The sequence below is a fragment of the Halohasta litorea genome, assembly GCF_024494645.1.
GTDB lineage: Archaea > Halobacteriota > Halobacteria > Halobacteriales > Haloferacaceae > Halohasta > Halohasta litorea.
On the sequence record NZ_JANHDJ010000003.1, the window covers coordinates 354,486 to 380,980 of the forward strand.

The following is a 26,495-nucleotide window of genomic DNA, read 5'->3' on the forward strand; positions in this document are numbered from 1 at the left end:
ACAGCACCATTTTAGTTGGCCGGATTCGTAGCTACAGCTATGGCCGATTACGAACCCTCAGAACTTGAGAAGTACATCGAAAGGAACGGTTGGAGAGTAAGTACTGGAGAGTATGATCATGAAGAACTTGACCCTCCAGACTGGCTCACCGAACTGGACAGAGAGATCTGCGTCTTGTTGGGGCACGGGTTCATTTTCACACCCTCATTGATCGCAAAGAACATAGACCGTCCACGGAGTTCTGTCTCACGGCGGTTGAACACGCTAGAAGCGGGAGGTATCGTTGAGAAGGTTGAAAGAGGGCACTACAAGCTCACAGAAGAAGGTTACGCGAGGTTGTTAGAGAGAGTAGAAAGGGAGGGGGATTGGTTTACAGTAAAAATACCATCTCCAGAGGAAGTTGAGAAATCAAGTGAGGAGTAACCAGTCACGTTCGACTTTCGAGAACTCACTCAAAACACTAAGCAAAAGAAGCGGCAAAGAGTTCAGGTTCTCAAGGTGTGGCCCGTGATCGGGCCGGAGGCTGTTTCGACGTGGACGGAGCCCGTCGATTTTCTCGTTACAGGGACTCACTCGAATACCATCAGTTTCCCACGAACAGCGGTGACTGAGTTGGATACTTACCAATGGTAAGTACACAATAGGTTAGAACGGGCTATGCAAGACTGCGAACGCAAGCACACCGACAAATAAACATGATTAGAGGATTGTCTAATACGTGATCAATGTCCCGAACCCGAACAGTAAACACACGTGATGAATTGGAGAATGTAGTAGACGAGTATGTGGAAAAAGGCTACAAAGTCAAAAGTTCAAGCCAAGAGAAGGCGGTCGTTAAGGAGCGTAGCGTCGGTTCTTGGGTGATTCATCTGCTACTTCTGATATTCACAGTTGGGTTCGGTAATCTCGTCTACTTGCTCTATTCATGGGCTACAGCTGATACCGTGGAAATCAACCTCAAATAAGTATGTGGAGCGGGGGTAGAATCTGCCCCACTAAGAACGAGACCACTGTCAAGAATAGAGATCTTCGCTTCCATTTATCAACGTCTGACTGTGTCACAATCGGGTCCCCGTTTACAGACGGTGGATCACCTAAATTTAGTGCCATAATACAAATCGCTCATCCCAGTGAAATAATTGTTACCCCGTGTCCATCAAGAATGAATGTTCATCCTACAATAAGTTTCGACGTGGGCGTAGACAGTCGTTTTTCTCGTTGCGGGGACTCACTCGAAAAGGGTAGTAGGGACATGTTATACATCAATTTCGGCAAGTACGCCGTTCCCAGTATCCTAGAGCGGTTCTAGGAAAATGGGAACGGCTCAAACAGCCATTTCACCGGCTTTCGACGAGGACGTAGCCAGTCAATTTTCTCACGCCGGGGACTCGATCGAAAACCAGCCAGCTCCCACGTACAGCGGTGACGGATTCGCATACTTGTCAGTCTCTCTCGCTGTACTCGATGGATCGGGTGCGCTCAGTCGCCGACGGAGCGGACCGACTACTGGGCGTAGCGAGCTGGCAAGACGCTCACCGGCATCTACGACCACACGTCAGCCGTCGGCGGTGGACGGTCGCCGCGAGACGCAAGGTGTAGCGGTTCATCCGGGTCGTGTACCGGTTTTTCGACGGACGCTAACTGTCGCGTTGGGAACCACTGAGACGGGAGATCGTCGTAGCGGTACGTACCGAGGTACTCGATGTTCACGAACGGGGACGAAACCACCTGCGAGACCGCAGATCGGTTTCGATCGACCTCTTCGAGATCGTCCAGCTCATCAACGGTAAAGTGGTCTTCACCGATGGCTTCGCACGCGAGCATCACGTCCTGTTTGGCCGCCCATCGAACAGCGCGGGCTTCCTCGTCATCGAGCTGGCTATCGCGGTCGATCGCCCGCTCGATGGAACGCGAGATCGACCAGAACCGCTTTTCGGTCGCCCAGTACATCGCCAGCTTCCACGTAGCGAACTTGTCGCTGTACGTGTCGCTGTCATCGGTGGAGGCTCCTGTTTCGTCTAAGAGAGCCGCGAAGGTCATACTCAGGTACTTACCGAGGTACGACCCGGCGGTTTTCTGCATCGGGTTTTCGTCCTCGCCAGCCATGTCGATCTGGTGAGATCGAGATCGCGTTTCGACTTTGGACGAGGCGAGATTGTGGTCACCGTATCTGTACCAGCAGACGAAGCCCTGGTCTTCGGCGAACTCCGCGCCGTCGAGATCGGCGAGATCGTCGCGGTAGACCAGCGGGTAGGCGTCCACAATCTGCCCCTGTCCGTAGTCCTGCCACTTGTCCGAAAGCTCCTGTTTGTGCATCAAAAACGGCATTCCGTTCTCATCGGTGGGTACGTCGAAAAAGAGGACGTGCAGGTGTGGCAACCCGCGTTCCGTGAACTCCAAGGCCTTGATGTAATCAAGCCGTTCACGGGGCCGCGAGGTAACCACGTCAGCACGGTCTGATCGGTACGAGACGATACCCGGTTCGCGGGTGTCGTCCTTGGTCGAGGGATCAGACGCCATGTACTGGGTCAACCGGTGGAAGTTCTCGTTCACTGATTCGGTCAGTTCGAGAATCCCACGCGGATCAGGTCGATCGTCGTCGTGGCGGGTTCCGGGGTCGCTGGTCAGGGTGACCAGCACCGCGTTCTCAGCAGAGTCATACGCGTGTTCGAGGGCGTCATTAAACCGGGCGAATCCTCGCTTTATCCGGCCTTCGTCGTTGAATCGGGTCTTGTAGTCCTTCGTCATCCGGCGGCTGCCGCCTCGACCTCGATGGTCGTAGTGTTGCACGTCGAAGGCCAGCCGGTAGTCTTCGATACGGTTCAGGTACGATTGTAACGCAGAGCTGAAGAACTCCTTCTGTGAGTCAGATACCGAACTCGTCGTTTTGAGGACTTTGCGGATGAACTCGCGGTCATATACCAGCGAGCTATCGGCGTTGGGTGTTTCAGTAATGCCTGCTGAAATCAAGTCAAGCAGGTCAGTTGTCGGATGGGCGACTTGCCCGGCTGGTGAGTCCGTGAGACGCACCAGACCTGCGTCCTCAGCGCGAGGCAGGAACCGACGGGTAAACTGGTAGTCGGCATCAGAGCCGTTCAGCGGGACCGTCTCACCGTTGTCAGCGATGGAGTCGAGCGCGTAGTCGTGACGCTCCCACTCGTCGCCTGTTAGATCGTAGAAACCGCTGTACGTGTCCGGGTTTACGCCTTTCAGCACGTAGTGAACCAGATGGTTCAGAACGATGCCCTCAGGCTTTGAAGCAATAAATTTGAGCAGCCGAACGCGATCTTCGTCGCGTTTCGTTATCGAGTCGTCACTGGTGACGCCGTGAGCCAGTAGATCCCGCTCCGTGAGGGGACCCACTAAGGCCCGTGTGTTACAACGGGTAGCGTCAGTACCGCTCAGCATCGGCGTGGGTAACCGACTCGGCGGCGGCTTGCCGGTCAGATCGGATGTTCATCTACACCCTTCGAGGGACTGAACGCCTCGCAGACCCGGCAGTAGACGATTGGGCCGCCTGATGGCCGTCGAGAGACGTGGGGTTCGTGTTGATCGAGGCGAACGCGGCAGTTCCAGCAGCGGTCACTCACAGGAACCACCTCCAAGACCAGCAAAGGAACAGTGCAGACACTCGCGGTGACGAGTTCGAGGCAGGTCGATATGGTTGATACAGTCCTCTCGGCAGCTGCTACAGCGGTATGCGACGTACTGGGTAGGATCGAACGAATAGACCCGTGAACGAGAGTTACGGGTGAGAGAGTCAGATCTGGAGCTGCCGGAACTCATAGTAACCTCCCGACGGCGGTCTTCCTGTGAGAGTGACAATCGATCAAACGCCTCTGCGGCTGACCGCAAACTCGTGGGCGGCCCGTCGGGTGCGGCTCTGCCGGTCGGGTCGACCCGCAAGGGGTCGCTTCCGCCCGTAGTTGCGGCGGCGATTGGCGCTCGCCGCCGCTACCGCAGTTGGCCGTCGGGTCGAGCGTCGATCGTCGATCGGGCAGCTGGAGATCAGCCCACCACCCGCCAACCCCATTGAGGGGTCGGCGGGTGGGTGGACGGGTGGGTACGTCATATCGGGTAGCTCCGAAAATCGAAATCGACGGCAGGCTTCGGGGTGCGTTCGATGATCGAACGAGACCCAGATTTAGAGATTCGGATCTACAACTCGTATCGCCATCGTAACCGTTCGAGAAGCCTTGAGCAGCTGTTTCAGGATGAACTTCTGAAACGTCAGTCTTCTGACGGGCACGATGGGATTCGAACCCACGACCGTCGGATTAGAAGTCCGACGCTCTCTCCGGACTGAGCTACGTGCCCTCATCGGTAGGTCGACCAATCGCGTACAAAGCCGTTTGGGTTCGGACCGGGAGACGAACAGCACACCTAAGTCCGTCACCCGACTATCGCCGACAGAATGAGAGTAGTTGGAACGGTCGGCCTCCCCGGAAGCGGGAAGGGTGAACTGGCAGCAGTCGCCCGCAAGGCGGAGATTCCAGTCGTGACGATGGGTGATGTCATCCGGCAGGCCTGCCGCGACCGCGGTCGTGATCCCTCGACCGACCACGGCGAGGTTGCCAAAGCACTCCGCGAGGAAGACGGTCCGGCGGCGATCGCCGAGCGGTCGCTGCCGATGATCCGAGACGCCATGGCGGAGACCGATACCGACACCGTCGTCGTCGACGGCCTCCGGTCGATGGTCGAAGTCGAAGCCTTCCGGGAGGCATTCGGTGAGGCGTTTCTGATCGTGAGCATTGAAGCCCCGTTCGATCTGCGTGCCGAGCGGCTCGCTGACCGCGGCCGGGATACCTCCGACAGCAACCTTGAAGCCCTTCGGGCCCGCGACGAGCGGGAACTGGGCTTCGGGATGGGCGAGGTCATGGACGCCGCCGACGTTCGCATTGATAACACCGACTCCCTCGAAGCGTTCCGGACTAGGGTGCGCGAACTACTATTGGAGTCGACTGTCGGTTCGGAACCGACGACCGAATCACCTGCCGAGACGGACACAACTCAATGATCTACAGTATCGATGTTCGGATCGAGGCCCCAGTACAGCCAACCGAAGTAACCGACCGCGTCGCCGACGCTGTCAGTACCGTCTTTCCGAACGCCGAGTTCACACACGAGCCAGGCAAGCTCGTCGCCGAAACACACACCCTCGACCCGTTTTCCGACGTGCTCCACGAACAGGAGATCCTGGATACAGCTCGCCGGGAGTTCTTCAACGGTGCCGACGAGGAGGGGTTTTCGTTTGCACTCAAAAAGCAGGCGGCCTTCCAGGGTGTCGTCAACTTCGCCGTCGGCAACCCGGACGAACTCGGCGATATCAACGTCGACGTGCGGGTCAGTGAGCCGGATGTCGAATCGATCATCGACGCCATCGCCCCGCCGACCGAAGACGGCACACCCGTAGACCCCGAGTCGCGCTGAGCTGTCGCGTCGAAGGTACCGACACATCAAGCGAATTCAACCGGAACAGCCCAATTATGACAGAAATCCAATTGATAGAGAGAAACATCGTTAGAATAGGTTATAAAATATCTAAGCGCGTCTAAGGAAGTTGTAAACTGTCGTGAAGATTCCAATTTTACGTTTGAAGGATGTAAATCTACAGCAATACTCGTCGTATTATATGGGCATCTGGCTCCATGGTGTATCCAGACGGTGACCAACAGATGAAAAATCTCACACCAAACCACGGACAGAACACGAGCGTCGAGACGGATTCGGCTACAGACCTCGCGCGGCAGGGAGCCGTCGGGCTCCGAGCCGCGATTCGATGGGTGAGTTTCTGGGCGGCAATCCTGTTGCCGCTGGTCTATCTGCCACTCCTGTCCGGTGGCTTGGGACCACAGACCGGTTACATCGTCATTGGCCTGCTCGCATTGAATCTGATCGCACTGTTCGTCGGACACAGCCACCCCCACACCCACCAATGAGTGCCACACCACAATCCGTTAGGACTGACGCCTCGACCAGCGACTCCAAATCGAAAGACGAGCGGCTTGCCGATTACCTTCGCGCACGCGTCGACGACGGAGAGATGTACTTCAAAAGCAAGTTCATCGCCGACGACGTTGGCCTCTCATCGAAGGAAATCGGGGCGCTGATCGTCAAGCTCCAGGACTCGGTCGACGACCTGTCGATCGAACGCTGGTCGTACACGGGTGCGACCACCTGGCGTGTCGAGCAGACCAACTAACGACGTCACCGTCGACCCACCACCACTCCTTCGAGACCACCCTCAGAGCGCCAGCAGTGTGACGACTGCAATCGAGATGAAGACGATCTTGAGCGCCGTGTTGACGACGATCACCTTCGTGCCGAACTCCGCGCCCCAGATGCCGTACTGAAACGGGATCGAGCGCTTGAACGTCGAGACCGCAAACGAGATGATCCCGCCGAGCAGCAGCGTTGCGACCGCCTGCCGGGGTGTGAACACGTCACCAAAAGAAGCGAGCATCGCCGCACCGGAAGTCGTATCGAGCGTATAAAAGGCGATGACCGGAATCGAAGCCGCGGGCAACCCGACGAGAGACGCTAAGGGATCGGTAGCCGATCCGGAGATCGCATCCACATTGTACTGTGAAATAAGGAGGGTCACAAGGGTGTACACGATCGCCAATCGCGGGACGAGTCGACGGAGCGTCGGCCGGGTGCGATCCCATGCCGCGACGAACCGTTGGCGAACCGTCCGGTCCTCGTCGTTGAGTTCGTCGGGATCGAGCTGCGCGGAGACGTCGACGTTCTCCGCGGAGAGCAACACCGCGCCCGCAACGATCCCGACAACGGTGATCGCCAGCGCGATCAGGGCCCGCGAGGCCACATAGAACACGCCGACGTAGAGCCCCAAAGTCGGAATGAGGACCGGAATGTAGTAGGTAAAGACGTGCTGGGCGAAGCCGAAGAACGTGTTCATCACCACCGCGATCAGCGTCGCCCGGTCGTCGAGAAAGCCCGACTCCCGGAGGTCGGCCAACATCGCGTAGCCAGCGGTGGTCGAGACGGTCGTCGTCAGAATCGCGGTCCCGACCTCGTCGGGCAGGTTCGCTGGACCGGTCAGGAACCGCGAAAGCCCGGCGATCTGCTGGACGAGCCCGAAGGCGACCGCCACGTTGGCGATGTAGACCGCAACCGAGACCAACACGGCGATGCGGCCGACCCGCGGCACCACGTCGACGAGCACCTCGCCGACCGACTGGAGAAGATACACCGACTGCACAGACTCACTCCGAACGCGACAATGAAAGGGCCGTCGGTCGGCCGTTAGCCACTGCCTACGCTTCGACGCCACCTTTTCGAGCACCGAAACCGGAGTGGACGGTATGGCCGAGTTCACCGTCGAAACCGCGGAGAAAACGACCGTCGTCGATATTACCGATCGCGTGGCCAAGACCTTGCCAGCCGACGCCGAGGGCGTCTGTACCGTCTTCGTCAGGCACACGACCGCAGGCGTAGTGGTCAACGAAAACGAGCATCGGCTCCGCGAGGACCTGGCCAACGGGCTCGAAACGCTGGTCCCCGACGAGGGATGGAGTCACGACACCCTCGATGGAAACGCCGACAGCCACGTGCGGGCCATACTCCTCGGCGAGAGCGTCACCGTTCCGGTTCGGGACGGCACCCTCGACCTCGGCCGGTGGCAGTCGGTGCTGTTCATGGAGTGTGACGGCCCACGAACCCGAAGCGTTGACGTACTGGTTCACTGACCGAACAGTGTACGATAGTTTTTGCTGATGGAACGCCGAGGGTCGCCCAATGCATCTGCTGTTGACGAACGACGACGGCATCGGGAGTCCTGGATTGGCGGCGCTTTACGAGGCGCTATCGGCGATCACGACGGTCACCGTCGTCGCGCCCGCCGCGGATCAAAGCGGTGTCGGCCGCACGCGGTCAGATCTCTCCTTCGAACTCGACAACCGGATCACCATCGACGACCACGAGTGGGGGTACGTCGTCGACGGCACGCCCGCCGACTGCGTTGCGGTCGGCCTGCGGCATATCCCCGAGGCCGACGAGATCGACCTCGTCGTCTCGGGAGCCAACGACGGGCCGAACGTCGGCAGCTACATCCTCGGCCACTCCGGGACGGTCGGGGCGGCCGTCGAGGCGGCGTTTCTCGGCACGCCAGCCGTCGCAGTCTCGGGGTACGACCGCGAGACGTACTTCCCCGAAGACAACGACGATCGGTCCTTCGGGCCGATCGCGGCCGCCACACGGGAGCTCATCGGGCTGCTCGACGGTCGGTCGCTGTTCGACGGTGAGATCGACTACCTCAACATTAACGTCCCCACGGAACCGGCCGAGAGAGTCGTCGTCACTCGGCCGCTGGCGGATTACGACACCGCAGTCGTTGCGACCGATGACGGCGAGAAGGCCTTCGAGAGCAACTACTGGGCGACCCACCCGGTCGACGGAGACGGGTTCCCGATCGGGCTCGAACGCTACGCCGACGACTACCCGGCGTGGAGCGATCGGGCGGCGGTCGTCGACGGGGCGATCAGCCTGACACCGCTCGGGACGCCACAATCGATCGTCGACACACCGCCGGCGCTCGCCGAACTGGTCGAACGGTACAACGAGACGGGAGCAGACATCGAACCGTAGGCGTCGACTAACAGGACGTAGGAGGCGACTACCGGCCTACAGCTGGCCACCTGGGCCACCGAGACCGCCGAGCCCGCCGCCACCGCCATCGCCCTGCTGCATCCGTTTCATCATCCGCTGCATATCGCCGTCGCCCATTCCCTGGAACTGCTTGATCGTCTGGTGCATCATCTTGTGTTGTTCGAGTAGCTCCTGGACCGTCTCCTCGTCGGTGCCCGAACCGCGGGCGATCCGTTCGACCTGCGAGGCACCGATCGAGCGGGGTTCTTCGAGTTCGGCGTCGGTCATCGAGTCCATGATGATATCGAACCGCCGCATCCGGTTTTGGGTGACGTCCATCGCGTCGTCCGGTAGCTGATCCATCAGTCCGCCGCCCATGCCCGGAATCATATCCATCACCTGGTCGAGCGGACCCATGTTGTTCATCGCCTCCATCTGCTTTTGCATATCCTTCAGGGTGAACTCGCCTTCCAGCATCTGCTCGGGATCCCAGTCGTCGTCCTCGGCTTGAGTCTCTTCCATCGCCCGCTCGACCCGCTCGGCGAGCTGTTTGAGGTCGCCCATCCCCAAGAGCCGGGAGATGAAGCTGTTGGGCTCGAAGCGTTCGATATCCTGGACCGTCTCACCGGTTCCGAGGAAGGCAATAGAGGAATCGGTCTCGTTGACCGCGGTGAGGGCACCGCCACCTTTGGCAGTCCCATCGAGTTTGGTGATGGCGACGCCGCCGATACCGACGGCCTCCTCGAAGCGCTGGGCCTGTTCCTTCGCGCCCTGGCCGATTGCGGCATCGAGCACCAGCAGGCTCCGGTCGGGGTCGGCGGCCGATTCGATCTCCTCGATCTCGGCGATCAGGTCGTCTTCGAGGGCGTGTCGACCCGCCGTGTCGACGATATGAACCTCGGCTTCCTCGGTCGCTTCGAGGCCGTCACGGGCGATCTTGACAGGGTCGGATTCGTCGGGGTCGCCGTAGAACTCCACTTCGGCCCGCTCACACATTTGTTTGGCCTGATCGTACGCACCGGGGCGGAAGGTGTCGGTCTGGATGACGGCGGGACGGAGCCCCTTCTTCGAGAACCACCACGCCATCTTGGCGGCGGTGGTCGTCTTTCCTGAGCCTTGGAGTCCGGCGAGCATGATCGTCTGGGATTCCAGCGGGAGCTCCGTGGAGTCGCCGACGAGTTCGACGAGCTCCTCGTAGACGATCTTGAGAACGTGGTCCCGAGCGGAGGTGCCGCCCGGCGGCTCCTCGTCGAGGGCCCGGGTTTTGATGCTGTCCGACAGGCTCATCACGAGGTCGACGTCGACGTCGGCCTGCAGCAGCGAGCGTTGGATCTGCTTGACGACTGCTTGGACGTCCTCCTCGTCGAGACGGGACTTCCCGCGGAGGTCATCGAGCGTCCCCCGAAGGGAGCTCCCGAGATCATCGAGTACCATTTGGCGGGTCTAGGAGTCCCAACTGCTAAAGCATTGTTCGTCCACATCCCCGGGACGATCGAAACAGTCGAGCGTCCGACTTACCACACCGGTGGAATTATTACATAAGAAACACCCATTAATTATAATGGGAAGTCGAGATCTGTCTCTTTATATCGGCCCGACAGGGATGGGTTCCCAAATCGAGGCTGCGGTAGAGAGTACACAGCTCGTCGTAGAAGAAACGACCGCGGCGGGGGTGGGCTCCCTCGACGACGAGACGAGCCCGGACTGTATCGTCACGGATCACGACCCGCCGGAGCGGGACTGTTTCGAGCTGTTGGAGGCGGTGCCGCCCGAGATTCCGGTCGTCCTTGCGCCGAGCGGCGGCAGTAGCAGTCTGGCCACCCGCGGGCTCAGGGCCGGAGCCGAGACGTATCTCGATCCAACGACCTGTGAGGACGGCGCGGCAGCGATCGCAGCCGAGATCAACCGTATCACCGCGGAGAGATATCGCAACGACGACCGGATCGAACGGTTCACCAGCCTCGTTTCCCACGAACTGCGAAGTCCGATCCAGACGGCCAAATCCGGGCTCGATCTCGCCAGAACGGAGTGTGACAGCCACTATCTCGATAACGTCGCGGAGACGATCGACCAGCTGGACCAGCTGATCGACAACCTCGTCGACGAACTCAAACACGACGAGATCGCCGTTGAGATGGATGCGGTCGACCTCGCGGCAGTCGTCGAAGAGACATGGGCCGACAGGACGGGGGCCACGCTGTCGGTCGAGTCGGAGCTACCAACCATCGAGGCCGAACGGAGCCGACTGCGACAACTGCTCGACAACGTGTTCCGAAACAGTGTGAAACACGGCGGCGACGGAACTACCGTTCGGATCGGTGTGATAGAATCACAGGACGGCTCCGACGACACCGTCGGCCTCTATATCGCCGACAATGGACCGGGAATCGAACCCGACCGCCGCGAAGACATTTTCGACTACGGGTACACCGGGTCAGCGAACGGCACTGGTTTCGGCCTTGCCATCGTCTCCGAAATCGTTGAGGCCTTCGACTGGGAGATCAGCGTTACCGAAAGCGGTGACGGTGGCGCACGGTTCGAACTCCACAATGTGAAAGAATTCTGATTAAAACACAACGGTTTTTTTAACTATCGGTGAGAGTTTCAGTCATGACCGAGGAAGACCGGAAAACGGTACTTATCGTCGACGACGAGGAAATGGTCGCCGAGTCCTACGAGCTGTATCTCCAGGACGACTACGAGACGATCGTCGAACTGAGCGGCGGCGCGGCACTGATGGAACTCGACCAGCGGGAGGTCGACCTCGTATTGATCGACCGACGGATGCCGGGGATGTCGGGCGACGTGGTGGTCGATCACATCGACAAGTGGGATATGGACTTTCAGGTCGTTATGGTGACGGCGGTCGACCCCGACATCGACATCATCGATATGCCGTGTGACGGCTATCTCACCAAGCCGGTCTCCGAAGACGAGCTGGTCGATGCCGTCGAGCGGGCGTTCCTGATCGACCACTACGAGGACCTCATCGCGGAGTACAACCAGCTCTCCGAGAAGTACGAAGTGCTCACCTCGCAGTTTTCGTCACGAGAGCTATCTAATAAAAAGCGGTTCACCGAACTCGAAGCCCAGATGGAGGAGATGGAAGCCGAAATCGCCGACACCGCCGCCCAGTTTTCCGACAGCAAGCTCAGCGACGCGTTCAGTCGGCTCCACTAGTCGGGGCGACTGGCTCAGAACACTTCTCGTATATACGATTGGATGCGGTCGACCCGGTCGGGATCGTACGTCCACAACCCGCGCCAGACGTTCGGCCCGGTCTCCTCGGCGACGAGGGCGATCTGGTCGCTCGTCGATCCGGCTGGCGGACTGAAAACCACGAACCAGAGCCGCCGGAGTTCCGGATCGTCGTTGGCGTGGACGGTCACCCCGAGGTCGTCGACCGCGGTCGGATCGTCCCGAACCCCGTAGACGTGGGCGTCGACACCGGAGTCGGCGAGCCACTCGTAGACCCGCCGGGTGCCGTACTCGTCGTCGAGTCGGGACAGTAGTTGAAAGGAGGCATCGAACGTCCCTGCGCCCTCCGAGAGCGCCTGAAACTCGATAAACCGAGAGATGACGACCAACAGGAGTTTTTCCTTGTTCGAGGCCGGATACCCCCGGACGGTGAACTCGATATCGTCCAACCCGGTCAGAACGTCCGGGAATGAACCAGTCTCGATCTGCTTGGTGCCGGTCCGGTAGCGGTCGGTGTTAATAAGCAAAAAGGCGCGCTTGAGTTCGGCCCACGAGGAGGTGGCGACGACCTCGCCGTCGTCGACCAGACAGACGAGGTTCTCGGTTCCCTCCGAGAGCCGTCGCTCGCTGATCGTGACCGACTCGCTGTCGAAGACCCGATCAAGCAGCGAGATCTGTGGCTTGGCCGCCGCATCCGTCAGGTTCATCAACAGCAGCGTCTTCTCGGAGGTGTCGACCTCGTCGATAATCGCCACCAGTTCGGTCAACTCATGTGCCATACAACTGCGAACCTATTCGGGTTGGTACCAAATCACAACTGAATAGTGTTTTGCTTCCTGGAGCCGGAACAGTCACACCAGCCGTAGTCACCGAACCAATGACACGGGCTCAGTCCTCGCCGAGCAGTTGGTCGACGAGCTCTTCGGGCACGAACGGTTCGATGTCGTCATACCCCTGACCGGTCCCCAAAAAGAGGATCGGCTTGCCCGTTACGTAGGAGATCGAGATCGCTGCCCCGCCCGAGGAGTCGGCGTCAGCCTTCGTGAGGACGGTGCCATCGATCTCGGCGGCGTCGTTGAACTCCTGGGCACGCATCACGGCGTCCTGTCCGGCGACCGCCTCGTCGACGAACAGCGTCATGTCGGGGTCGACGACGCGGTGGATCTTTTCGAGCTGCGACATCAGGTCGTCGCTGGTGTGGAGCCGTCCCGCCGTATCGCCGAGGACGACGTCGATGTCGTTGGCCTCGGCGTACTCGACGGCGTCGTAGATCACTGCGGCAGGATCGCCGCCCTGCTGGTGAGTGATGATCTTCCGATCGACGTTCTCGGCGTGTTTCTGGAGCTGTTCGTTGGCTCCGGCGCGGTAGGTGTCGCCGTTGGCCAGCACCGAGGAGTAGTCCCGCTCGCCGAGGTATTCGGAGAGCTTGGCGATCGAGGTGGTTTTGCCGACGCCGTTGACGCCGGTAAAAACGATGGTGACGGGTTTGTCGGCCTCGGCGAGCCGCTGCTCGAAGTCGAACTGGCCGACGCTGATCACGTCGACCAACGCGTCGTGGAGCGCGAGTTCGACGAGTTCGCCGGTCGTGTCGACCTGTTTGCGCGTCTCGCCGATCATCTTCTCGCGCACCGTCTCGAGGATCTCCTCGGCGACGCTCATCTCGACGTCACTTTCGAGCAGCGCCATCTCCAACTCCCAGAGGGGGTCGTCGAGGTCCTCCTCCTCGATGATGATCTTGCCGGTGGCGAACGCCGCGACTCGCTTGAGGGTGCCGGGACCGTCCGATTCGTCGTCCTCGGCGTCGGTCTCCTCGGTAGTCTCGGTCGACGCCTCGGCCTCTGCGTCGACGGTCTCCGTGTCAGCCGCCGCAGCGTCGGCTTCGGTAGCGCCAGCTTCGGTAGCAGCAGCCTCGGTGGCGTCGGCGTCAGCAGCGTCGACCCCTTCGGTCTCAGCAGACGCTGTCTCGGTGTCTGTGGGCGATTCTGGCTCCGGTGTCGACTGAGCGGCCTCGGTCTCGGCTGTGGGCGAGTCGGCTGCCTCGCTGTCCGAGACGGTAGCCTCGCTGTCGTCTTCGGCGGCCGCCTTCTCCTCGGCGGTCTCCTCGACGTCGGACCGGAACTTGCTCAGTTTGTCTTTGAGTCCATCGAACACGGCTGGAAAGAGTTTCTGGCTGCAGTCGGGGTGTTATTCGCCGTCTTCTTCGCCCTGCATCGCCTGCATCTGCTGCATCTGCTGTTGCTGCATGCGCTGCTGGATCGCTTGGGCCTGCTCTTCGAGGGTGTCGGCTTCCTCTTCGAGCTCGTCGATCTCGCTTTCGAGCTCGTCGACTTCCTCGGAGATGGCGTCCTGTTTGAGTCGCAGCGAGTCGATGGCGGTGTCCTGGTCCTGCTCGGCCGCGTAGCCGCCGCCGAGGCTGACGATGACCTCGTCGATGTCCTGGACTTCCGCGCGGAGGTAGGCGTCGCCACCGAGGGGAACCTGGACCGTCGAGCCACTGTCGAGGGTTTCGAGGGCTTCGATTGCCTCGTCGATCTCGGAGCTTTCGGTCGTGAGTTCGGCGATCTCCTCGTTGAGCTCGGCGATCTCGCCGTCGAGGGCTTCGAGCTGCTGTTGGAGCTGCTGGAGCTGCTGGCCGCCGCCACCGCTTGCGCCGCCGCCCATCATGCTGCGACGACCTCCTCGATCGTGACCTGTGTGCGTTTGAGGCCGTGTTCGCTGCCGAACTGCGAGAGGATGTGCTCGCGTGCAACGTTCTCGTTGACCGCCTCGATATCCTTTGAGAAAGATCTCGGGCCATCTCGGCCGTCGAACTGACCACTAATAGTGAACTGACTCATACCCACACGGTCGGGTAGCGACGGGGAAGTATCTTCCTACTCAGGGATGGTGTGGGAGCCAACCGCGCGAGGGGGAGCTGAGTCGACAGAAACGGCCGCAGCGGCCGAGACAACCGACTCAGCAGGCAGTCGACGGTAAGGGAAAGACGGAAAAGCGGTTCAGTCGAGAAAGCCGGTTCAGTCGAGGAAACCGAGGGTGTCCTCGATCCGACCCAGCTCCGGGCCGGTCGTGTCTTCGCCGACGAGATAGCTCTCGTCGTTGGCGACGAGCCCCGAACCGAGCAGGGGGGTCCCGTAGTTGATCGTCCCCAGATCGGCGTAGACGTCGAGATGGTCCTCCAGGGTTTCGAGTTCGGACTCGCTGGCCTGCGGGTGACAGAGCACGCCGGTGTTGTTGGCGACTGCCGCGGTGCCGACCGTGTTGACCCCGCCGAGATCGCCGCGGAGAACGGGCACGTCGAGGGCGTCCTTGACGGCCTGGACGGCCTCCCGCGTGAGGTCCGGGTGGACGTACGCACCGTAATCGTTCGCAAGGACGACGTTTCCGGCCGCATTGATCTTGCCGGGGAGTTCGACGACCGGCCCGTCGACGACATCGGCGATGCGGTCGGTCTCCCGGTCTGTGACCCGGTTGGAGACGAGCACACCGTTTTCGTTGCCCACAGCGAGCGAGCCGACCGTGCCGGAGCCGCCGACGGTCGTTGCCACTGGCTCGACGCCGAGTTCGTCGGCCATCGAGTCGATCTGCTCGTCGTCGACGTCGTGGCGGACCAGGAGACACTCGGGCGTCGCGCGAGCGAACACACCGACGTACGAGGAGCCAGCGACTGAAAGGCGAAGCACGTGTTAGGCGACTTCGGCTTCGACGATCGCTTCGTCGTCCTCAACGAAGCGGGCCGCGCGAACGCGGATCTTCGACGGCGGGTTCTGTCGGCCGCGCTCCCAGACTTTCTCGTTGATCGAAGGGTCCAGTCGGACCTCCTCACCCTCGACGTTGAAGTGCTGGGAGAGGTGGTCGCGGATGATCGTCATCGCGCGGTCGGCACGCTCCTGGGTGGCGACCTTGCGAACGTCTCGGAGCGGGATCGTTACGACGCGTTCTTCGAAATCACTCGTACTCATTGTTACTCGTCAGTGTTGCTGCGCCGCCAGTTCCGGCGTTTGGGGTTTCGGGAAACCTGCATATCCGTCTTCATCATGACCCACATCGGGACACGCGTGTTCTGCCGTTCGTGTTTCGCAAGCCGCTTTTTCTGCGCCTTCGTCTTCTTACCCATAGTAGCATACCCTCTTACTCCGCGGCTTAAAATCCTGTCCATCCCGTACGGGGGTTAGGCAAGCGAATTGAGGAGTCAGAACTTCTCTAACAAGGATTCGTAAAAGCTCGCATCGCTGGCTTCGCCAGCCAGCTTTTCGACGATCAACTCCGGCGTCGATCGCGCTAGGTGATCCTTCACTGGCGAGCGGTCGACCTGCAGTTCGCCATCCACGAGGCCGACAGCCTGAATCCCGTCGACGGCCACCGGTACGTCGGCAGCCGCCCGTATCTGGTCGGCGAGATGTGAGACGAAGACCGCGGTTGCGCCCTGGGTGTCGAGAGCCTCCAGGATACCCGCAATAATTTTCGCGCTCGCGCCGGGTTCGGTGATCGACTCCAACTCATCGACCAGCACGAGCCGCCCGTCGGCCCCCGAAATCAGGTCGCCGAACTCCTGGAGCGTGCTCTCGAAGGCCCCCGCATCCAGCGTCCCCTGCGATTTGGCGTAGTAGTGCAGCTCGGTGAACCGCTGGAGCCGAACCGACTCGGCGGGCACCGGCAGTCCCATATGTGCGAGGATGACCACCAACCCGACGAGATCCAGCAGCGAGGTCTTCCCGCCGGAGTTGACGCCCGACAGCAGGGTGACGCCCTCGACGCCGTAGTCGACCGGGTCGACGTGCTGGAAATCGACATCGAGGAGCGGCGACCGACCAGCCCGAATCTCGAAGCCCGTCTCGGGGTCGCCGAACTCCGGCATGACGCAGTCGAAATCAGTGGCGAAACGAGCGATCGCCAGTTCCACGTCGAGTTCAAGGGCGTTGCGGACGAGCTGGTCGACCGGCTCCCGGAGCTCGGCGAGATCGGCGGCCAGCTCGCTTTTCAAGGTCGAGGCCCGTCGGTCGCGGGCGGCGGTGAGTTCGTTTTTAAGTCGGGAGACGGCGTCTTCGCGCCGACTGATGGGGAAAGTCGGATCGCCACCGAAGATCCGGTCTGCGAGTTCACCCTCCTCAGGAGCCAGCGAAAGGCTGTCTCTGAGATGTGTTCGCGCCTTTTTAAGTGCGGTTTCGAAATCCTCGTCGAGTTCACGAGCGAGCAGAGAGTCGACGCGGGCTCCCTGTTCGACTAAGGAGAGGAAGTCCTGGCCCTCGATGGTGACGTTGCGTTCCTTGATCGCATCCCGCAGGTGGTCGTTGGCGACCGACTCGGCGGTGCCGACCGCCGCGTCCAGATCGTCGACCGCCACTTCCAGTCGGCGGAGTTCCTCGTCGCCGACGATGGTGCCGTCGTCGTCGACGCGGTCGAGGCCGTTTATAAGTGTATCCAGCTCACAGGGCGGCTCCAGCCCGGCGAGTCGGTGGACCTCGGCGGCCGCCAAAATCGGCTCGCGGTTGGTCGCGAAAAACGACAGCAGGCGCTCGGGGACGACGGTTTCGGGTTCCTCAAGCGCATTAGGGAGGATTCGCACATCGCCGTCGATATCGATCCCGGCGAACGATTCGTCCAGGACGAAGACAGTGGCGTAGGAACGGGCCAACTCGTCGATGTCGCGGGCGTCGTCGACGACCTCCGCCGACAGCTCCGGCATTCGGTTTTTGGCTTTGGCGTACTGCTCGGCGTCGGCGGTCGCCAAACACCGATCCCGAACCCGGAGCCCCGACGGCTCGGCCAGCGGATCGACGCCGCCGAGGGCATCGAGCACGTCGGAGTCGGGGTCGCGGGACAGGGCGCGGTCGACCAACTGGTGGACCTCCTGGATGCGGGACGCACAGGGGCTGGGGTACAGCGTTTCGAGCCGTTTTTCGGCGTACTGCGTGACAGCCCGCTCCTGGAGCAGCGACAACGCGTCGTCGTACAGCGATTTTGCGCGGTCGGTGGCCAGAAAGCCGCCGGGGTCGTCGTGGCGGCGCTGGATCGCCCCGCGGGCGATGGCGGCCGCCCGCCCCTCGGTGATGCCGGGGGCCGACGCGATCGTCAGTACGTCGCCGGATTCGAGGGCGGCCTCGGGGGCCTCGAGCTCGGCGAGCGCCGCGGCCGTCTTCCCGCCGACACCGGGAATCGATTCGAACTCCATTCGCCTGCGGGTCTCTCGGGGAATGACTAAAGGCTGCGGGTGGGGTCAAAAGCCGGTCGACACACCCGATGAACAACGGCCTTTTGGCTCGGCAGGCCAATCGACGGCTATGACTCCCAGCCACAAAGCCGCGGCCCTCCGAGATGATCTCGCCGACTGCGACGGCGTCCTCGTCGCCTTTTCGGGCGGCGTCGACTCGGCGGTCGTCGCGACGCTGGCCCACGAGGCGCTGGGCGACCGGGCAGTCGCCTGTACGGCCAGAAGCGAGACGCTTCCGGCGGCCGAACTCGACGAGGCGACCCGTGTGGCCGAGGAGATCGGGATTCGCCACGAACTCGTCGAATTCTCCGAGCTCGATAATCCCGACTTCGTCGAAAACAGCGGCGACCGCTGCTATCACTGCCGAACGATGCGGCTCGGCAAAATGTACGAAACGGCCCAAGAGCTCGGTATCGAGACCGTCTGCGACGGGACCAACGCCTCCGATCCAGGAGAGGGCCACCGCCCCGGCCTCCAGGCCGTCGAGGAGCTGTCGGTGCGCTCGCCGCTGCTCGACCACGACATCACGAAAGAGGAGGTCCGGGCGATCGCCGACGACCGCGGGCTGTCGGTCGCCGACAAACCCTCGATGGCCTGTCTTTCCTCGCGGATTCCGACCGGACTCGAAGTCACCGAAGCCAAACTCACCAGAGTCGAAAAGGCCGAACGGGTGCTCCGAACGTGGGGCTTCGAGCAGTTCCGGGTCCGGGACCACGACGGCCTCGCCCGAATCGAGGTCGCCCCCGAAGAGCTGGATGCCGCCCTCGACGCCGAGTTCGCCCGGGCGGCCCGCGACCACCTCTCGGATCTCGGTTTCGATCACGTCACCCTCGACCTGCACGGCTACCGGACCGGCAGTGTGAGCCCCGCCAGTGACAGTGATGCGGTCGACGACGATCTTCTAACGCAGCAGTATCCCTCGACGTAGGGACGCCACGTCGAGGGCCGGTGTCAGTCCCGGCGGCAGGTCGTAACGCTTGCCTTCCCACCGCACCGAGAAGCGATATGGCGATTCCAGTCGAAGTGAAGATCTACTCCCGGGCCGACTGCCATCTCTGCGAGGAAGCGAAAGCGACCATCGAAGCGGTCGCCGAGGAGGTCGACACCCCTGTTACGATCAAAGAGGTCGATGTCGACGAAGACGAGACGCTCCGGGCGGAGTACGGCGAGCGCGTCCCCTACGTCTTCGTCGACGGCTGGCCCGCTTTTAAATACGAAGTCGACGCCGACGGGTTGCGTCGACAGTTAGAGAACCCATAATGCCGACAGCGTACCGCCTATATTCCAGTAGTCTTTGCTTACGTGCCGAGATGGAGGCCACACAACGCGCCGTTCGGTTGTTCACGGACCGAACAGTCACGAAATCCGATTTCGCATCGCCGGTCACCGGCGAGACCTCAGCCGCCGAAAGCGGTTGGTAACAAAACGATCCGTTCGAGAACTCGTACAGAGGAATGGATGGGACACACCGACAGCCGACAGGGGAATATCAGGTCAGACCCTACCAGCCAGGTGACCGAGCGGGGTTTCTCTCGCTGTACGAGCGCGTGTGGGGTCGACCGAAGAGCACCGACTGGTTCGAGTGGCGTTTCGGGGCTAACCCCTACCGGGACGGGATTCGGATGATCGTCGCCGACTCCGGGGACGGCCTCGTCGGAGCCGAGCCACTACTCCCGTTTCGGCTACAGGTCGATGGGACGGAGTGGGAGGCCTACCAGCCCGTCGACTGGATCGTTCACCCCGACCATCGGCGGCGCGGCCTGTTTACGCGGATGACCGAGACCCTGCTTGACGACTATCTCCCGGAGGTGTCGCTGCTGTTCAACTTCCCGAACAGCCAGCTTCGTCCTGGGCTCGAAAAACACAACTGGGAGGTCGTCGGCCCCGTCGTCTGCCGGTATCGAATCCAGAACACGCGAAGGTTCACCGACAGAGCGAACGTAAAAGAGCTTCCGGCGGCCATAGCGCTGGCGACGAAACACGGAACCCCGCTCATCAGGGCCGGACTCGGTGCCCTCGACCGAATTACTGCCACCGCTGCCGACGTGACCGTCGAACGACACGCCGAGCTCCCGGTTGAGACCGTCCACGAACTGTATCGATCGGCACGCCCCGAGCGCATTCACGTCCCGCGGGACCGTCCGTTTCTGCGATGGCGGTTCGCCAACCCGAACTGGGAGACGAGAACCTACGTCGCCGCCCACGAGGAAGCGGCGGTTGCAAGCATCATCACCGCAACCGAGGAGACGCCCAGCTGTCGGGTCACCCATCTGCTAGATATCCAGCCGGTAACCGACCGCATAGCCCGACCTGCAGCCGTCGACGCACTGCTGTCGGCGGTCGTCGACGATGCCACCGACGCCGATCTCCTGCGGGCACCGACGAACTGCTACCCGCGGGTGTTCCGCCGACATGGCTTCTATCGTGACGATACGTTCCCGCTGTCGGTCGTCGCAACGACAACCACACACGCCATTCGACTCCCCGACCCCACGGTGGCGTCGGCTTCCCTCCCAACGGACCGTCTTACCGATCCGGATAGCTGGCGGCTCACGGTTGGCGATCTCGATATCGAGTAGCCGACGGCTCACTGTTGAGAACCCCGTCGACGGTTCGAAACTGAACCGACTGGCTCAGTTCCCGGTCCACCGGAGCAACGCGAGGGTTCCCTCGAACAGCCCGACCATCGTCAGCGTCACCATGATCGGTGCCATTCCAGTGGGGTCGGGGCTGAAAATGAACGCGATTCCGAGGAACGATCCCCAAAAGATGAGACGTTTGGCTTCCAGCCACTGCCGGGTGACAAGCCCCATCATGATCGCCAGCATGATGAACAGCGGGATCTGGAAGATCAGCGCCATCCACCCCATCATGATGAGGATGAGGTTGAACGTCTCCTGGAGCCCGTAGGCGACGACCGCGGCGTCGGCCGTGTAGGTGGTGAAGTAGGCGAAAATGAACGGGAGGATGAGGAAGTGCGAAAAGAGGACGCCGAAAATCCCGAGCACGAGGCTCGTCGGCACCGATGCGAGATAGTAGCGCCGCTCGGTCGGATAGAGACCGGGACGCATGAACCGGTAGGTCTGATAGACGAATACCGGCAGCCCGAGCAACAACCCCGCCAATCCGGCGACTTTCAGCTTCGTCAGGATGAATTCGAGGGGGCCGTACAGCCGCGGGCGGTTGCTCGCCGCCTCTGGGATGTGGGACGACCACAGGAAGTTGATCGTCTCCCCGGCGAACGGATAAACGACGACCGTAACGATTCCGGCGACCAGAAAGACGATGCCGAGCCGCCGCATCATCTCCTCGATGTGGTCCGCAAGCGGCATCTCCTGGTCGGATTCGGGGCCATCGCTGACCAACCCATCGTCTACTGTCGAGGGCGTCGATTGGTCGGTTTCGTCGGCCGGAAGCCCCGCTTGGGTCGTGCCGCCATCGGTGGTCGTGGCGTCACTCGCCGCATCGGCCGACGCCGGGTCGGAGCCATCGCTGTCGGCTACCGCCGTCCCGTCGTCGGGCGCGTCGCTGTCACCGGACTCCGGCTGGTCGGCCATTCAGTTACATTAGATCCCCGGGCCATTATAGGCCTTTTCTGATTCGCCCCGCTCCGAGCGCAGTCGAGAGGGACGAGACCCGGCCGAATCGCGTGGGCGAGAGAAAAAGTTGATAACGGCGAGTCGGCTTGCTACAGCTATGTCTAGCGCGCTCGATGCGGACACCAGGCAGACGCTTGGTGAGACGGCAGCCACCGGTCGTGCGATGCTACGATCCGCCCAGAAAGACCTCCAGAAGGTCTTTATCGTCTTTCTGATCGGCTTTCTCGGCACCTTCTATGCCCTCCGACTCTACGTCTGGGAGTTCCTCCGCGATATCACCGAATCCAGGATGCGGGCCGACGTCGGCGAGAGCTTCGAGATCATCGCCCAGACACCGTTCGACGTGATCCTCCTGCAGGCGAAGATCGGCCTCATAATCGGTATTATCGTCGCGGTTCCCGCGTTCCTCTATTTCGCCCGCGATGCGCTCCGCGTTCGTGGCTGGTGGCCCCAAACACCCATCGCCCGGTGGAAACTCGTCCTGATCGGACTGTTCGCCGCGGCGTTGTTCGCCGGTGGAGCGGCCTACGGTTACGCCGTCTTCTTCCCCGTGATGTTCGGCTTTCTGGCCGGGTTCGGCTTCGATGCCGGACTGAACCCGAGCTACTCGATCGTCCTGTGGACGGAGTTCATCGTCCTGCTGACGATCTCGTTCGGACTGGCCGCCCAGATGCCGCTGGCGATCACCGGCCTGTCGTACGCCGAGATCGTCCCCTACGAGACGTTCCGCGACAAGTGGCGATACGCCGTCCTCGGGATGTTCGTATTCGGCGCCTTTTTCTCGCCACCGGACCCCTTCACCCAGATCATGTGGGCCGCCCCGTTGATCGTCCTCTACGGACTGAGCCTCTATCTGGCCAAGATCGTCGTCACCGCCAGACGCGGCAGCGAGCAGATCGATATCCGTGGGGCGGCCAGCCGACACTGGAACGTCCTCGCTGGACTCGTCCTCGGTGGGTTCGGTCTCGTCTACGCGTTCTACGAGTACGGCGGTGTTGCGGCGGTCAACGGGCTGTTGGAACGGGAAGTGTCTCTCTTCTCAGTGACAATCGGCACGAGCTACCGACTCCAGCCAGCCGGGGCGGCCCTCGGCGTCGCCCCGGACGTGGCAATCGGTCTCTACGGGGCCATCGCCAGCCTCGTGTTGACAGTCGCCGGGTTGGCGTACTTCGTCTACGCCGAACTCGACGCCGACGTGATCGAGACCAACCTCGGCGATCCGACCGAAATCGATCTTGCGGAACTGGATGCAGCGGGCGTCCGTGCGGCACCACCCGAAGCGTTCGTCGAACTCGACGAGGACGAAGCGATGGCGATGGCCAGCCAGGCCCTCGACGCCGACAATCCAGAGAAGGCCCGCGCGATCGTCGATCGCTTCGACGAGACGGAAGCCGAACGCGAGGCCGCCGCGGAGGCCGAGGAGGCCCAAGAGGGCGACCTCGGGGACCGCGCCGAGCGGGCCGGTGACTCCTTCCTGGATGAGTTCACTGACGGCGAGCAGGATACCGACGATATCGGCGGCTACTACACCGATATCATGTTCATCCTCGACAGCCTCCGCTCGCGGTCGTTCGGGCTCGTGGTGACGTTCCTGATCGCCATGGTCGGGACGTTCATGGCGTTCTACGTCGGTGGGCTGGGCGTCGTCAGGGAGAACTTCCTGAGCCGGATGCCGCCGCAGCTAGTCGACGAGGCCTCCTTGGAGATCATCACGCTCCACCCGGTCGAGGCCGTGCTGTTCATCGTCAAGGTCTCGGTGCTGGTCGGGGTGCTGGCGGTGCTGCCGATGGTGGGCTACTACACGTGGCCCGCGCTCAAGCAGCTCGGTGCCGTCCGGGGCAACCAGTGGGTCGTCTTCCTGTGGACTGGCTCGCTGGCCGCCGGGCTGTTCGGTGGCCTCGCACTGGGGTACTTCTACATCGCCCCGGCGGTGATCTCCTATCTCGTCGCCGACGCCACCGCCGCCCGGATGCTGATCACCTACCGGGTCAACGACTTCTTCTGGCTCATTATCTTCACGACCGCCGGGATCGGACTGCTCGCCGATATCCCGATCCTGATGATCCTACTAAATAGAGCGGGCGTCCCGTATAGAGCGATGCGACGGCGCTGGCGCGAGGTGACGATCGCACTGCTGACGGTCGGTGCGTTGCTCACACCCGCCGATATCATGACGATGTTCCTCGTCACGGTGCCGCTGATGGTCGCCTACGGCGTCGGGCTGGTACTCCTGTTCGTGGTCACGGTGGGCGGTCGACGGGATCTCGCACCCCCCGCAGAAATCGTCTCATAGACAAACCCTTATTGACGGAGACAGTCATCGAACGCTTCATGTACTGGCCCTGTGAGGGAGACACATGGCTACTGCGGGAACGCTCTCGGAGCCAGCGGTACTCGCCCACACCAAACGGCAGCTCTTTCCGGCCGACGACAGCGCGGCGAGCTATGCCGTCGTCGACACCCAGTTTGCAGTCGAGGAGTGGCTCCCCGACCAGCCGATCCCCGCGGAGATACACGACCAGCTCGCGCCGTTCAATCACGTTCGTGTCGGGACGGGGTATCCCGATCTGGTCGGCGTCCGCCTGCTCGACCCGGATTTCCTCGCCGTCGAGCGGTTCGGCGACGAGCCGCCGCTGGTCGCCATCGAGGCCAAAGGCTACACCGGAGGGGGCAGGGTCGACATCGAACGCGGCGTCGTCCAGGCCTACGACCGACTCGGCGAGGCCAACGCGGCCTACGTCGCCGCACCGCGGGCGGCGATCTCACAGTCAGCCCGTACACTTGCCCGCGAACTCAACGTCGGCATGCTCGCCGTCGACGCCGACGGAGGGGTCACGCCACGTGAAGTCCCGCGGATCGTCGGCAACCGCACGGCCGACGAGGCGACCGCGATCCGGTTCCAAGCCACTGCACAGGGTGTCGCCGACAAATCCTTCGGCCTGAACCACCCGAAAAACTATCTCGCCTACCCGCTGGCGGTCTACCACCCCGAGGAGACTGACACCGTCCTCGCCGAGCGCGTCGTGAGAGCGGTCAACAGTGCCCGGACGGGAGCAGCGTTCCTCGGCCTGATCGACGAGCAGCCGAATCGGGTCGCGCTGACACCGCTCGGTGAGGAGGTGGTTCGGTTCGCAGTTAGTCGGTATAGATCGGTCGACGCGGCCCTCCACGAGTTTACGGCATGGAAACGCTCCCGGAAACGGTTCTGCGAGCTGGCTCCCGAGTGGGGGCTGCTGACACGGCGTGTCGTCTGGGCGTACCCGGCCACGCAGCTGCTCGTCGAAGAGCTCCAGACGATGGCCGACGACGGCTTTCCCGAGCCGACGCTCGTCGACCTCGTCGAATGGCTCCACGTCCACCATCCCACCTTCACCATCGAACTGTTCCTCCGTGGGACCGACGACGCCCGACGTCGAGTCCTCGACGAGGACGGCGAACTTCGAAAACGCGAACTACGGGACGGGTCGATCTACCACTCGCCGACGGTGTTTCAGCTGAAGACGATGCTCTACCACGCCGGACTGCTGGCCGAACGGGGAACTGAACCCCACAGGCTCGATCCGTCGACCGATTCATGGCAACTTCGAGACCCACTGCGGAACACACGATAGCCACGGTCGCCAGTAGAAGCTCACCACTATTCAAAAGGATATGTAAGAAAGCCAAGGGCCGGATTTGAACCGGCGGGGGTTCCGCTCTGCAGGCGGATGCGTTCGGCCAGACTCTGCCACCTTGGCGCGTCCGGATTTACTTCCGAGACGTGCTTAAGGCTAGCGGTCTCGGGTCATTCAGCGACCAGTAGCATTCAAGCAATACCGATCCGAATCTCCACTACTCCGTGACCGATCAGCTATTCGAGCCGACAGTACGATCGAACGTCTGTCAACTCCGAACCAATCCAAAGACATGGATGTCGACGGGATTCAACGGCGGGACCCACCGAACCGACGCCGTCTACAACATCACCGTCCCCGAGGGCTGGACCGAGACTGATCTCGAAGAATACGTCGACACACGACTCTCGGAGGCGAATTTTGATGCGGCCGGTCCGGCACTACTGACGGGCGTCGACCAGCGACACGCCCGGAGGGCGGTCCTCGATCCCGTCGAGGTGGTCGTCACTGCTGGCGTCTCCAATCCGTCGACGCTCCCACCGGTATCTCGACCCGAAACGGACCAGTCTGAAGCGGATCGAGAGTTCCGACCGGGAACGATCAACATCATCGCCGGGACGACGCGAGACCTCCCACCCGGCGCGCTCGCCAATCTCGTTGCAGTCGTCACCGAGGCCAAAACCGCGACGCTGCTCCGGCTGACTGGCTTCTCGGGGACGACAAGCGACGCCGTAATCGTCGGCAGCGATCCGGCCGGGACACCAGCGCAGTTTTCCGGCTCATCGACGCCAGTGGGGCGGGCCGCCCGCGCCTGCGTTCGGGACGCACTGACGGCGGCGCTTGCGAGTCGGTACGAGACCGAGACGATCCCCGAGTCGGTCGAGGATGCTGCATACGGATGTGCGACGACTGTGGAAGCAACGGTGTCGAAGCTGGACGTAGTCGACTAAGCAATTCTACATAGTGCAGCCGCTCAGCTATCAGTACCAACAGACACGACAGTACGAGCTGCCGCTCCTCGATAACTGCACAAAGCCCACGAGCAACACTGCTGTTGCTCGCGGGCTGATGAATGAGGGGTGATTTCAGAAGAATCACCCAAATGAATGGGGGCGGCGAACTGTGACTCCCAGAGGGTCTCCCACTCCAGTACTGCACAGAACGCAGACGAGCTTAACTTCCGTGTTCGGGATGGGTACGGGTGGAACCTCGTCGCTATGGCCGCCGTAACGCCGATCAGTGGAATCGAACCACTGCAATACCAAGATC

At 61.7% G+C, this 26,495-nt stretch carries 29 protein-coding genes, 2 tRNA genes, 1 rRNA gene and 1 pseudogene; 16 read left to right on the forward strand and 17 right to left on the reverse strand.

Translation table 11 applies throughout. The features are described 5' to 3' along the window. Window positions 1-39: 39 nt before the first annotated feature. Window positions 40-423 (forward strand): helix-turn-helix domain-containing protein, encoded by a 384-nt coding sequence (locus NO877_RS10120; protein WP_256396220.1) that lies wholly within the window; start codon window positions 40-42, stop codon window positions 421-423. Window positions 424-725: 302 nt separating this feature from the next. Beyond that, on the forward strand, window positions 726-965 hold the full coding sequence (locus NO877_RS20020; protein ID WP_465262060.1) for a DUF8108 domain-containing protein: 240 nt from the start codon (window positions 726-728) through the stop codon (window positions 963-965). A gap of 577 nt (window positions 966-1,542) precedes the next feature. Here NO877_RS20020 and NO877_RS10125 read toward each other — a convergent pair. The 4 genes from NO877_RS10125 to NO877_RS10140 all read right to left on the reverse strand — a co-directional run bounded on the left by NO877_RS10125 (window position 1,543) and on the right by NO877_RS10140 (window position 4,317). Beyond that, on the reverse strand, window positions 1,543-3,363 hold the full coding sequence (locus NO877_RS10125; RefSeq protein ID WP_256396221.1) for a DUF8148 domain-containing protein: 1,821 nt from the start codon (window positions 3,361-3,363) through the stop codon (window positions 1,543-1,545). Between the two features lie 80 nt (window positions 3,364-3,443). Beyond that, window positions 3,444-3,590: a hypothetical protein gene (locus tag NO877_RS10130; RefSeq protein WP_256396222.1), complete on the reverse strand. Its 147-nt coding sequence runs from the start codon at window positions 3,588-3,590 to the stop codon at window positions 3,444-3,446. Window positions 3,591-3,829: 239 nt separating this feature from the next. After that, window positions 3,830-4,072, reverse strand: a complete 243-nt coding sequence (locus tag NO877_RS10135) for a hypothetical protein (RefSeq protein WP_256396223.1) — start codon at window positions 4,070-4,072, stop codon at window positions 3,830-3,832. A gap of 170 nt (window positions 4,073-4,242) precedes the next feature. Next, window positions 4,243-4,317: transfer RNA gene (locus NO877_RS10140), tRNA-Arg, on the reverse strand. 97 nt (window positions 4,318-4,414) lie between these two features. Between NO877_RS10140 and NO877_RS10145 the strand changes: the two genes are divergently transcribed. The 4 genes from NO877_RS10145 (at window position 4,415) to NO877_RS10160 (ending at window position 6,202) form a co-directional block, all read left to right on the forward strand. Then, the gene (locus tag NO877_RS10145) at window positions 4,415-5,017 is read left to right on the forward strand and encodes a nucleoside monophosphate kinase (protein ID WP_256396224.1); all 603 of its coding nucleotides are present in this window, start codon (window positions 4,415-4,417) and stop codon (window positions 5,015-5,017) included. Then, complete coding sequence (locus NO877_RS10150; protein WP_256396225.1) at window positions 5,014-5,430, forward strand: RNA-binding domain-containing protein; 417 nt, start codon at window positions 5,014-5,016, stop codon at window positions 5,428-5,430. The genes NO877_RS10145 and NO877_RS10150 overlap by 4 nt, the downstream gene beginning before the upstream one ends. 245 nt (window positions 5,431-5,675) lie before the next feature. Continuing rightward, window positions 5,676-5,939 carry a DUF8028 family protein gene (locus NO877_RS10155; protein WP_256396226.1) on the forward strand — a complete coding sequence of 88 codons (264 nt, stop codon included), beginning with the start codon at window positions 5,676-5,678 and terminating at the stop codon, window positions 5,937-5,939. Next, the gene (locus NO877_RS10160) at window positions 5,936-6,202 is read left to right on the forward strand and encodes a DUF7123 family protein (protein WP_256396227.1); all 267 of its coding nucleotides are present in this window, start codon (window positions 5,936-5,938) and stop codon (window positions 6,200-6,202) included. The genes NO877_RS10155 and NO877_RS10160 overlap by 4 nt, the downstream gene beginning before the upstream one ends. 42 nt (window positions 6,203-6,244) lie before the next feature. Here NO877_RS10160 and NO877_RS10165 read toward each other — a convergent pair whose 3' ends face one another. Next, window positions 6,245-7,213, reverse strand: a complete 969-nt coding sequence (locus NO877_RS10165; RefSeq protein WP_256396252.1) for a nucleoside recognition protein — start codon at window positions 7,211-7,213, stop codon at window positions 6,245-6,247. Between the two features lie 112 nt (window positions 7,214-7,325). Between NO877_RS10165 and NO877_RS10170 the strand changes: the two genes are divergently transcribed. Beyond that, entirely contained in the window at window positions 7,326-7,709 is a 384-nt protein-coding gene (locus NO877_RS10170) for a secondary thiamine-phosphate synthase enzyme YjbQ (protein WP_256396228.1), read from the forward strand. A 49-nt stretch (window positions 7,710-7,758) separates the two neighbouring features. Next, complete coding sequence (surE, locus tag NO877_RS10175; protein WP_256396229.1) at window positions 7,759-8,607, forward strand: 5'/3'-nucleotidase SurE; 849 nt, start codon at window positions 7,759-7,761, stop codon at window positions 8,605-8,607. 36 nt (window positions 8,608-8,643) lie between these two features. Here the strand turns inward: surE and NO877_RS10180 are convergent, their stop codons facing one another. Further along, window positions 8,644-10,041, reverse strand: a complete 1,398-nt coding sequence (locus NO877_RS10180; RefSeq protein ID WP_256396230.1) for a signal recognition particle protein Srp54 — start codon at window positions 10,039-10,041, stop codon at window positions 8,644-8,646. Between the two features lie 127 nt (window positions 10,042-10,168). On the opposite strand from NO877_RS10180, the gene NO877_RS10185 reads away from it, so the two are divergent. Further along, window positions 10,169-11,173, forward strand: coding sequence for a sensor histidine kinase (locus NO877_RS10185; protein ID WP_256396231.1), 1,005 nt, complete (start codon window positions 10,169-10,171; stop codon window positions 11,171-11,173). A gap of 44 nt (window positions 11,174-11,217) precedes the next feature. Further along, the gene (locus tag NO877_RS10190; RefSeq protein ID WP_256396232.1) at window positions 11,218-11,787 is read left to right on the forward strand and encodes a response regulator; all 570 of its coding nucleotides are present in this window, start codon (window positions 11,218-11,220) and stop codon (window positions 11,785-11,787) included. Between the two features lie 14 nt (window positions 11,788-11,801). Here NO877_RS10190 and NO877_RS10195 read toward each other — a convergent pair whose 3' ends face one another. The 8 genes from NO877_RS10195 to NO877_RS10230 all read right to left on the reverse strand — a co-directional run bounded on the left by NO877_RS10195 (window position 11,802) and on the right by NO877_RS10230 (window position 17,974). Then, window positions 11,802-12,584 (reverse strand): histidine kinase, encoded by a 783-nt coding sequence (locus NO877_RS10195; RefSeq protein ID WP_256396233.1) that lies wholly within the window; start codon window positions 12,582-12,584, stop codon window positions 11,802-11,804. A gap of 109 nt (window positions 12,585-12,693) precedes the next feature. Further along, window positions 12,694-13,956: a signal recognition particle-docking protein FtsY gene (gene ftsY, locus NO877_RS10200; RefSeq protein WP_256396234.1), complete on the reverse strand. Its 1,263-nt coding sequence runs from the start codon at window positions 13,954-13,956 to the stop codon at window positions 12,694-12,696. Between the two features lie 33 nt (window positions 13,957-13,989). Next, on the reverse strand, window positions 13,990-14,469 hold the full coding sequence (gene pfdA / locus NO877_RS10205) for a prefoldin subunit alpha (RefSeq protein ID WP_256396235.1): 480 nt from the start codon (window positions 14,467-14,469) through the stop codon (window positions 13,990-13,992). Then, on the reverse strand, window positions 14,466-14,642 hold the full coding sequence (gene rpl18a, locus NO877_RS10210) for a 50S ribosomal protein L18Ae (protein ID WP_089672902.1): 177 nt from the start codon (window positions 14,640-14,642) through the stop codon (window positions 14,466-14,468). Before rpl18a ends, pfdA begins: the two co-directional genes overlap by 4 nt. 177 nt (window positions 14,643-14,819) lie before the next feature. Beyond that, window positions 14,820-15,485: a translation initiation factor IF-6 gene (locus NO877_RS10215; RefSeq protein WP_256396236.1), complete on the reverse strand. Its 666-nt coding sequence runs from the start codon at window positions 15,483-15,485 to the stop codon at window positions 14,820-14,822. Between the two features lie 3 nt (window positions 15,486-15,488). Then, entirely contained in the window at window positions 15,489-15,764 is a 276-nt protein-coding gene (locus tag NO877_RS10220; protein ID WP_256396237.1) for a 50S ribosomal protein L31e, read from the reverse strand. Between the two features lie 2 nt (window positions 15,765-15,766). After that, window positions 15,767-15,919 carry a 50S ribosomal protein L39e gene (locus NO877_RS10225; protein WP_256396238.1) on the reverse strand — a complete coding sequence of 51 codons (153 nt, stop codon included), beginning with the start codon at window positions 15,917-15,919 and terminating at the stop codon, window positions 15,767-15,769. A 75-nt stretch (window positions 15,920-15,994) separates the two neighbouring features. Further along, entirely contained in the window at window positions 15,995-17,974 is a 1,980-nt protein-coding gene (locus tag NO877_RS10230) for a MutS-related protein (RefSeq protein WP_256396239.1), read from the reverse strand. Between the two features lie 109 nt (window positions 17,975-18,083). Here NO877_RS10230 and larE point away from each other — a divergent pair, with 109 nt between their 5' ends. From larE to NO877_RS10245, 3 genes are all read left to right on the forward strand, one after another. Further along, complete coding sequence (gene larE / locus NO877_RS10235; protein WP_256396240.1) at window positions 18,084-18,941, forward strand: ATP-dependent sacrificial sulfur transferase LarE; 858 nt, start codon at window positions 18,084-18,086, stop codon at window positions 18,939-18,941. Between the two features lie 77 nt (window positions 18,942-19,018). Then, window positions 19,019-19,273 (forward strand): glutaredoxin family protein, encoded by a 255-nt coding sequence (locus NO877_RS10240; protein ID WP_256396241.1) that lies wholly within the window; start codon window positions 19,019-19,021, stop codon window positions 19,271-19,273. Between the two features lie 194 nt (window positions 19,274-19,467). Continuing rightward, entirely contained in the window at window positions 19,468-20,592 is a 1,125-nt protein-coding gene (locus NO877_RS10245; RefSeq protein ID WP_256396242.1) for a GNAT family N-acetyltransferase, read from the forward strand. Between the two features lie 54 nt (window positions 20,593-20,646). On the opposite strand, the pseudogene tatC (NO877_RS10250) reads toward NO877_RS10245, so the two are convergent. Then, window positions 20,647-21,564, reverse strand: a pseudogene (gene tatC / locus NO877_RS10250) (twin-arginine translocase subunit TatC); the annotation flags it as partial. Between the two features lie 145 nt (window positions 21,565-21,709). Between tatC (NO877_RS10250) and tatC (NO877_RS10255) the strand changes: the two are divergent. Both tatC (NO877_RS10255) and NO877_RS10260 read left to right on the forward strand, forming a co-directional pair. Continuing rightward, a complete protein-coding gene (gene tatC, locus NO877_RS10255; protein WP_256396243.1) occupies window positions 21,710-23,905 on the forward strand; it encodes a twin-arginine translocase subunit TatC in 2,196 nt (731 codons plus the stop codon). Between the two features lie 64 nt (window positions 23,906-23,969). Then, the gene (locus NO877_RS10260; RefSeq protein ID WP_256396244.1) at window positions 23,970-25,223 is read left to right on the forward strand and encodes a hypothetical protein; all 1,254 of its coding nucleotides are present in this window, start codon (window positions 23,970-23,972) and stop codon (window positions 25,221-25,223) included. A 49-nt stretch (window positions 25,224-25,272) separates the two neighbouring features. Here the strand turns inward: NO877_RS10260 and NO877_RS10265 are convergent. Further along, a tRNA-Cys gene (locus NO877_RS10265) sits at window positions 25,273-25,349 on the reverse strand. Window positions 25,350-25,450: 101 nt separating this feature from the next. Here NO877_RS10265 and NO877_RS10270 point away from each other — a divergent pair. After that, on the forward strand, window positions 25,451-26,176 hold the full coding sequence (locus tag NO877_RS10270) for an adenosylcobinamide amidohydrolase (RefSeq protein WP_256396245.1): 726 nt from the start codon (window positions 25,451-25,453) through the stop codon (window positions 26,174-26,176). Between the two features lie 157 nt (window positions 26,177-26,333). On the opposite strand, the gene rrf is transcribed toward NO877_RS10270, so the two are convergent. Next, window positions 26,334-26,455, reverse strand: a 5S ribosomal RNA gene (gene rrf, locus NO877_RS10275). Window positions 26,456-26,495 lie beyond the last annotated feature (40 nt).

Excerpts from the sequence above, each read along its gene's own strand:
- NO877_RS10180 (WP_256396230.1), bottom strand. The coding sequence starts at position 10,041 with ATGGTACTCGATGATCTCGGGAGCTCCCTTCGGGGGACGCTCGATGAC.
- NO877_RS10145 (WP_256396224.1), top strand. The coding sequence starts at position 4,415 with ATGAGAGTAGTTGGAACGGTCGGCCTCCCCGGAAGCGGGAAGGGTGAA.
- NO877_RS10155 (WP_256396226.1), top strand. The coding sequence starts at position 5,676 with ATGAAAAATCTCACACCAAACCACGGACAGAACACGAGCGTCGAGACG.
- surE (WP_256396229.1), top strand. The coding sequence starts at position 7,759 with ATGCATCTGCTGTTGACGAACGACGACGGCATCGGGAGTCCTGGATTG.
- NO877_RS10240 (WP_256396241.1), top strand. The coding sequence starts at position 19,019 with ATGGCGATTCCAGTCGAAGTGAAGATCTACTCCCGGGCCGACTGCCAT.
- NO877_RS10195 (WP_256396233.1), bottom strand. The coding sequence starts at position 12,584 with ATGGCACATGAGTTGACCGAACTGGTGGCGATTATCGACGAGGTCGAC.
- larE (WP_256396240.1), top strand. The coding sequence starts at position 18,084 with ATGACTCCCAGCCACAAAGCCGCGGCCCTCCGAGATGATCTCGCCGAC.
- NO877_RS20020 (WP_465262060.1), top strand. The coding sequence starts at position 726 with ATGTCCCGAACCCGAACAGTAAACACACGTGATGAATTGGAGAATGTA.
- NO877_RS10170 (WP_256396228.1), top strand. The coding sequence starts at position 7,326 with ATGGCCGAGTTCACCGTCGAAACCGCGGAGAAAACGACCGTCGTCGAT.
- NO877_RS10135 (WP_256396223.1), bottom strand. The coding sequence starts at position 4,072 with ATGACGTACCCACCCGTCCACCCACCCGCCGACCCCTCAATGGGGTTG.
- NO877_RS10260 (WP_256396244.1), top strand. The coding sequence starts at position 23,970 with ATGGCTACTGCGGGAACGCTCTCGGAGCCAGCGGTACTCGCCCACACC.
- NO877_RS10150 (WP_256396225.1), top strand. The coding sequence starts at position 5,014 with ATGATCTACAGTATCGATGTTCGGATCGAGGCCCCAGTACAGCCAACC.
- NO877_RS10120 (WP_256396220.1), top strand. The coding sequence starts at position 40 with ATGGCCGATTACGAACCCTCAGAACTTGAGAAGTACATCGAAAGGAAC.
- NO877_RS10185 (WP_256396231.1), top strand. The coding sequence starts at position 10,169 with ATGGGAAGTCGAGATCTGTCTCTTTATATCGGCCCGACAGGGATGGGT.
- NO877_RS10220 (WP_256396237.1), bottom strand. The coding sequence starts at position 15,764 with ATGAGTACGAGTGATTTCGAAGAACGCGTCGTAACGATCCCGCTCCGA.
- rpl18a (WP_089672902.1), bottom strand. The coding sequence starts at position 14,642 with ATGAGTCAGTTCACTATTAGTGGTCAGTTCGACGGCCGAGATGGCCCG.
- NO877_RS10230 (WP_256396239.1), bottom strand. The coding sequence starts at position 17,974 with ATGGAGTTCGAATCGATTCCCGGTGTCGGCGGGAAGACGGCCGCGGCG.
- NO877_RS10245 (WP_256396242.1), top strand. The coding sequence starts at position 19,468 with ATGGATGGGACACACCGACAGCCGACAGGGGAATATCAGGTCAGACCC.
- NO877_RS10225 (WP_256396238.1), bottom strand. The coding sequence starts at position 15,919 with ATGGGTAAGAAGACGAAGGCGCAGAAAAAGCGGCTTGCGAAACACGAA.
- tatC (WP_256396243.1), top strand. The coding sequence starts at position 21,710 with ATGTCTAGCGCGCTCGATGCGGACACCAGGCAGACGCTTGGTGAGACG.
- NO877_RS10160 (WP_256396227.1), top strand. The coding sequence starts at position 5,936 with ATGAGTGCCACACCACAATCCGTTAGGACTGACGCCTCGACCAGCGAC.
- pfdA (WP_256396235.1), bottom strand. The coding sequence starts at position 14,469 with ATGATGGGCGGCGGCGCAAGCGGTGGCGGCGGCCAGCAGCTCCAGCAG.
- NO877_RS10190 (WP_256396232.1), top strand. The coding sequence starts at position 11,218 with ATGACCGAGGAAGACCGGAAAACGGTACTTATCGTCGACGACGAGGAA.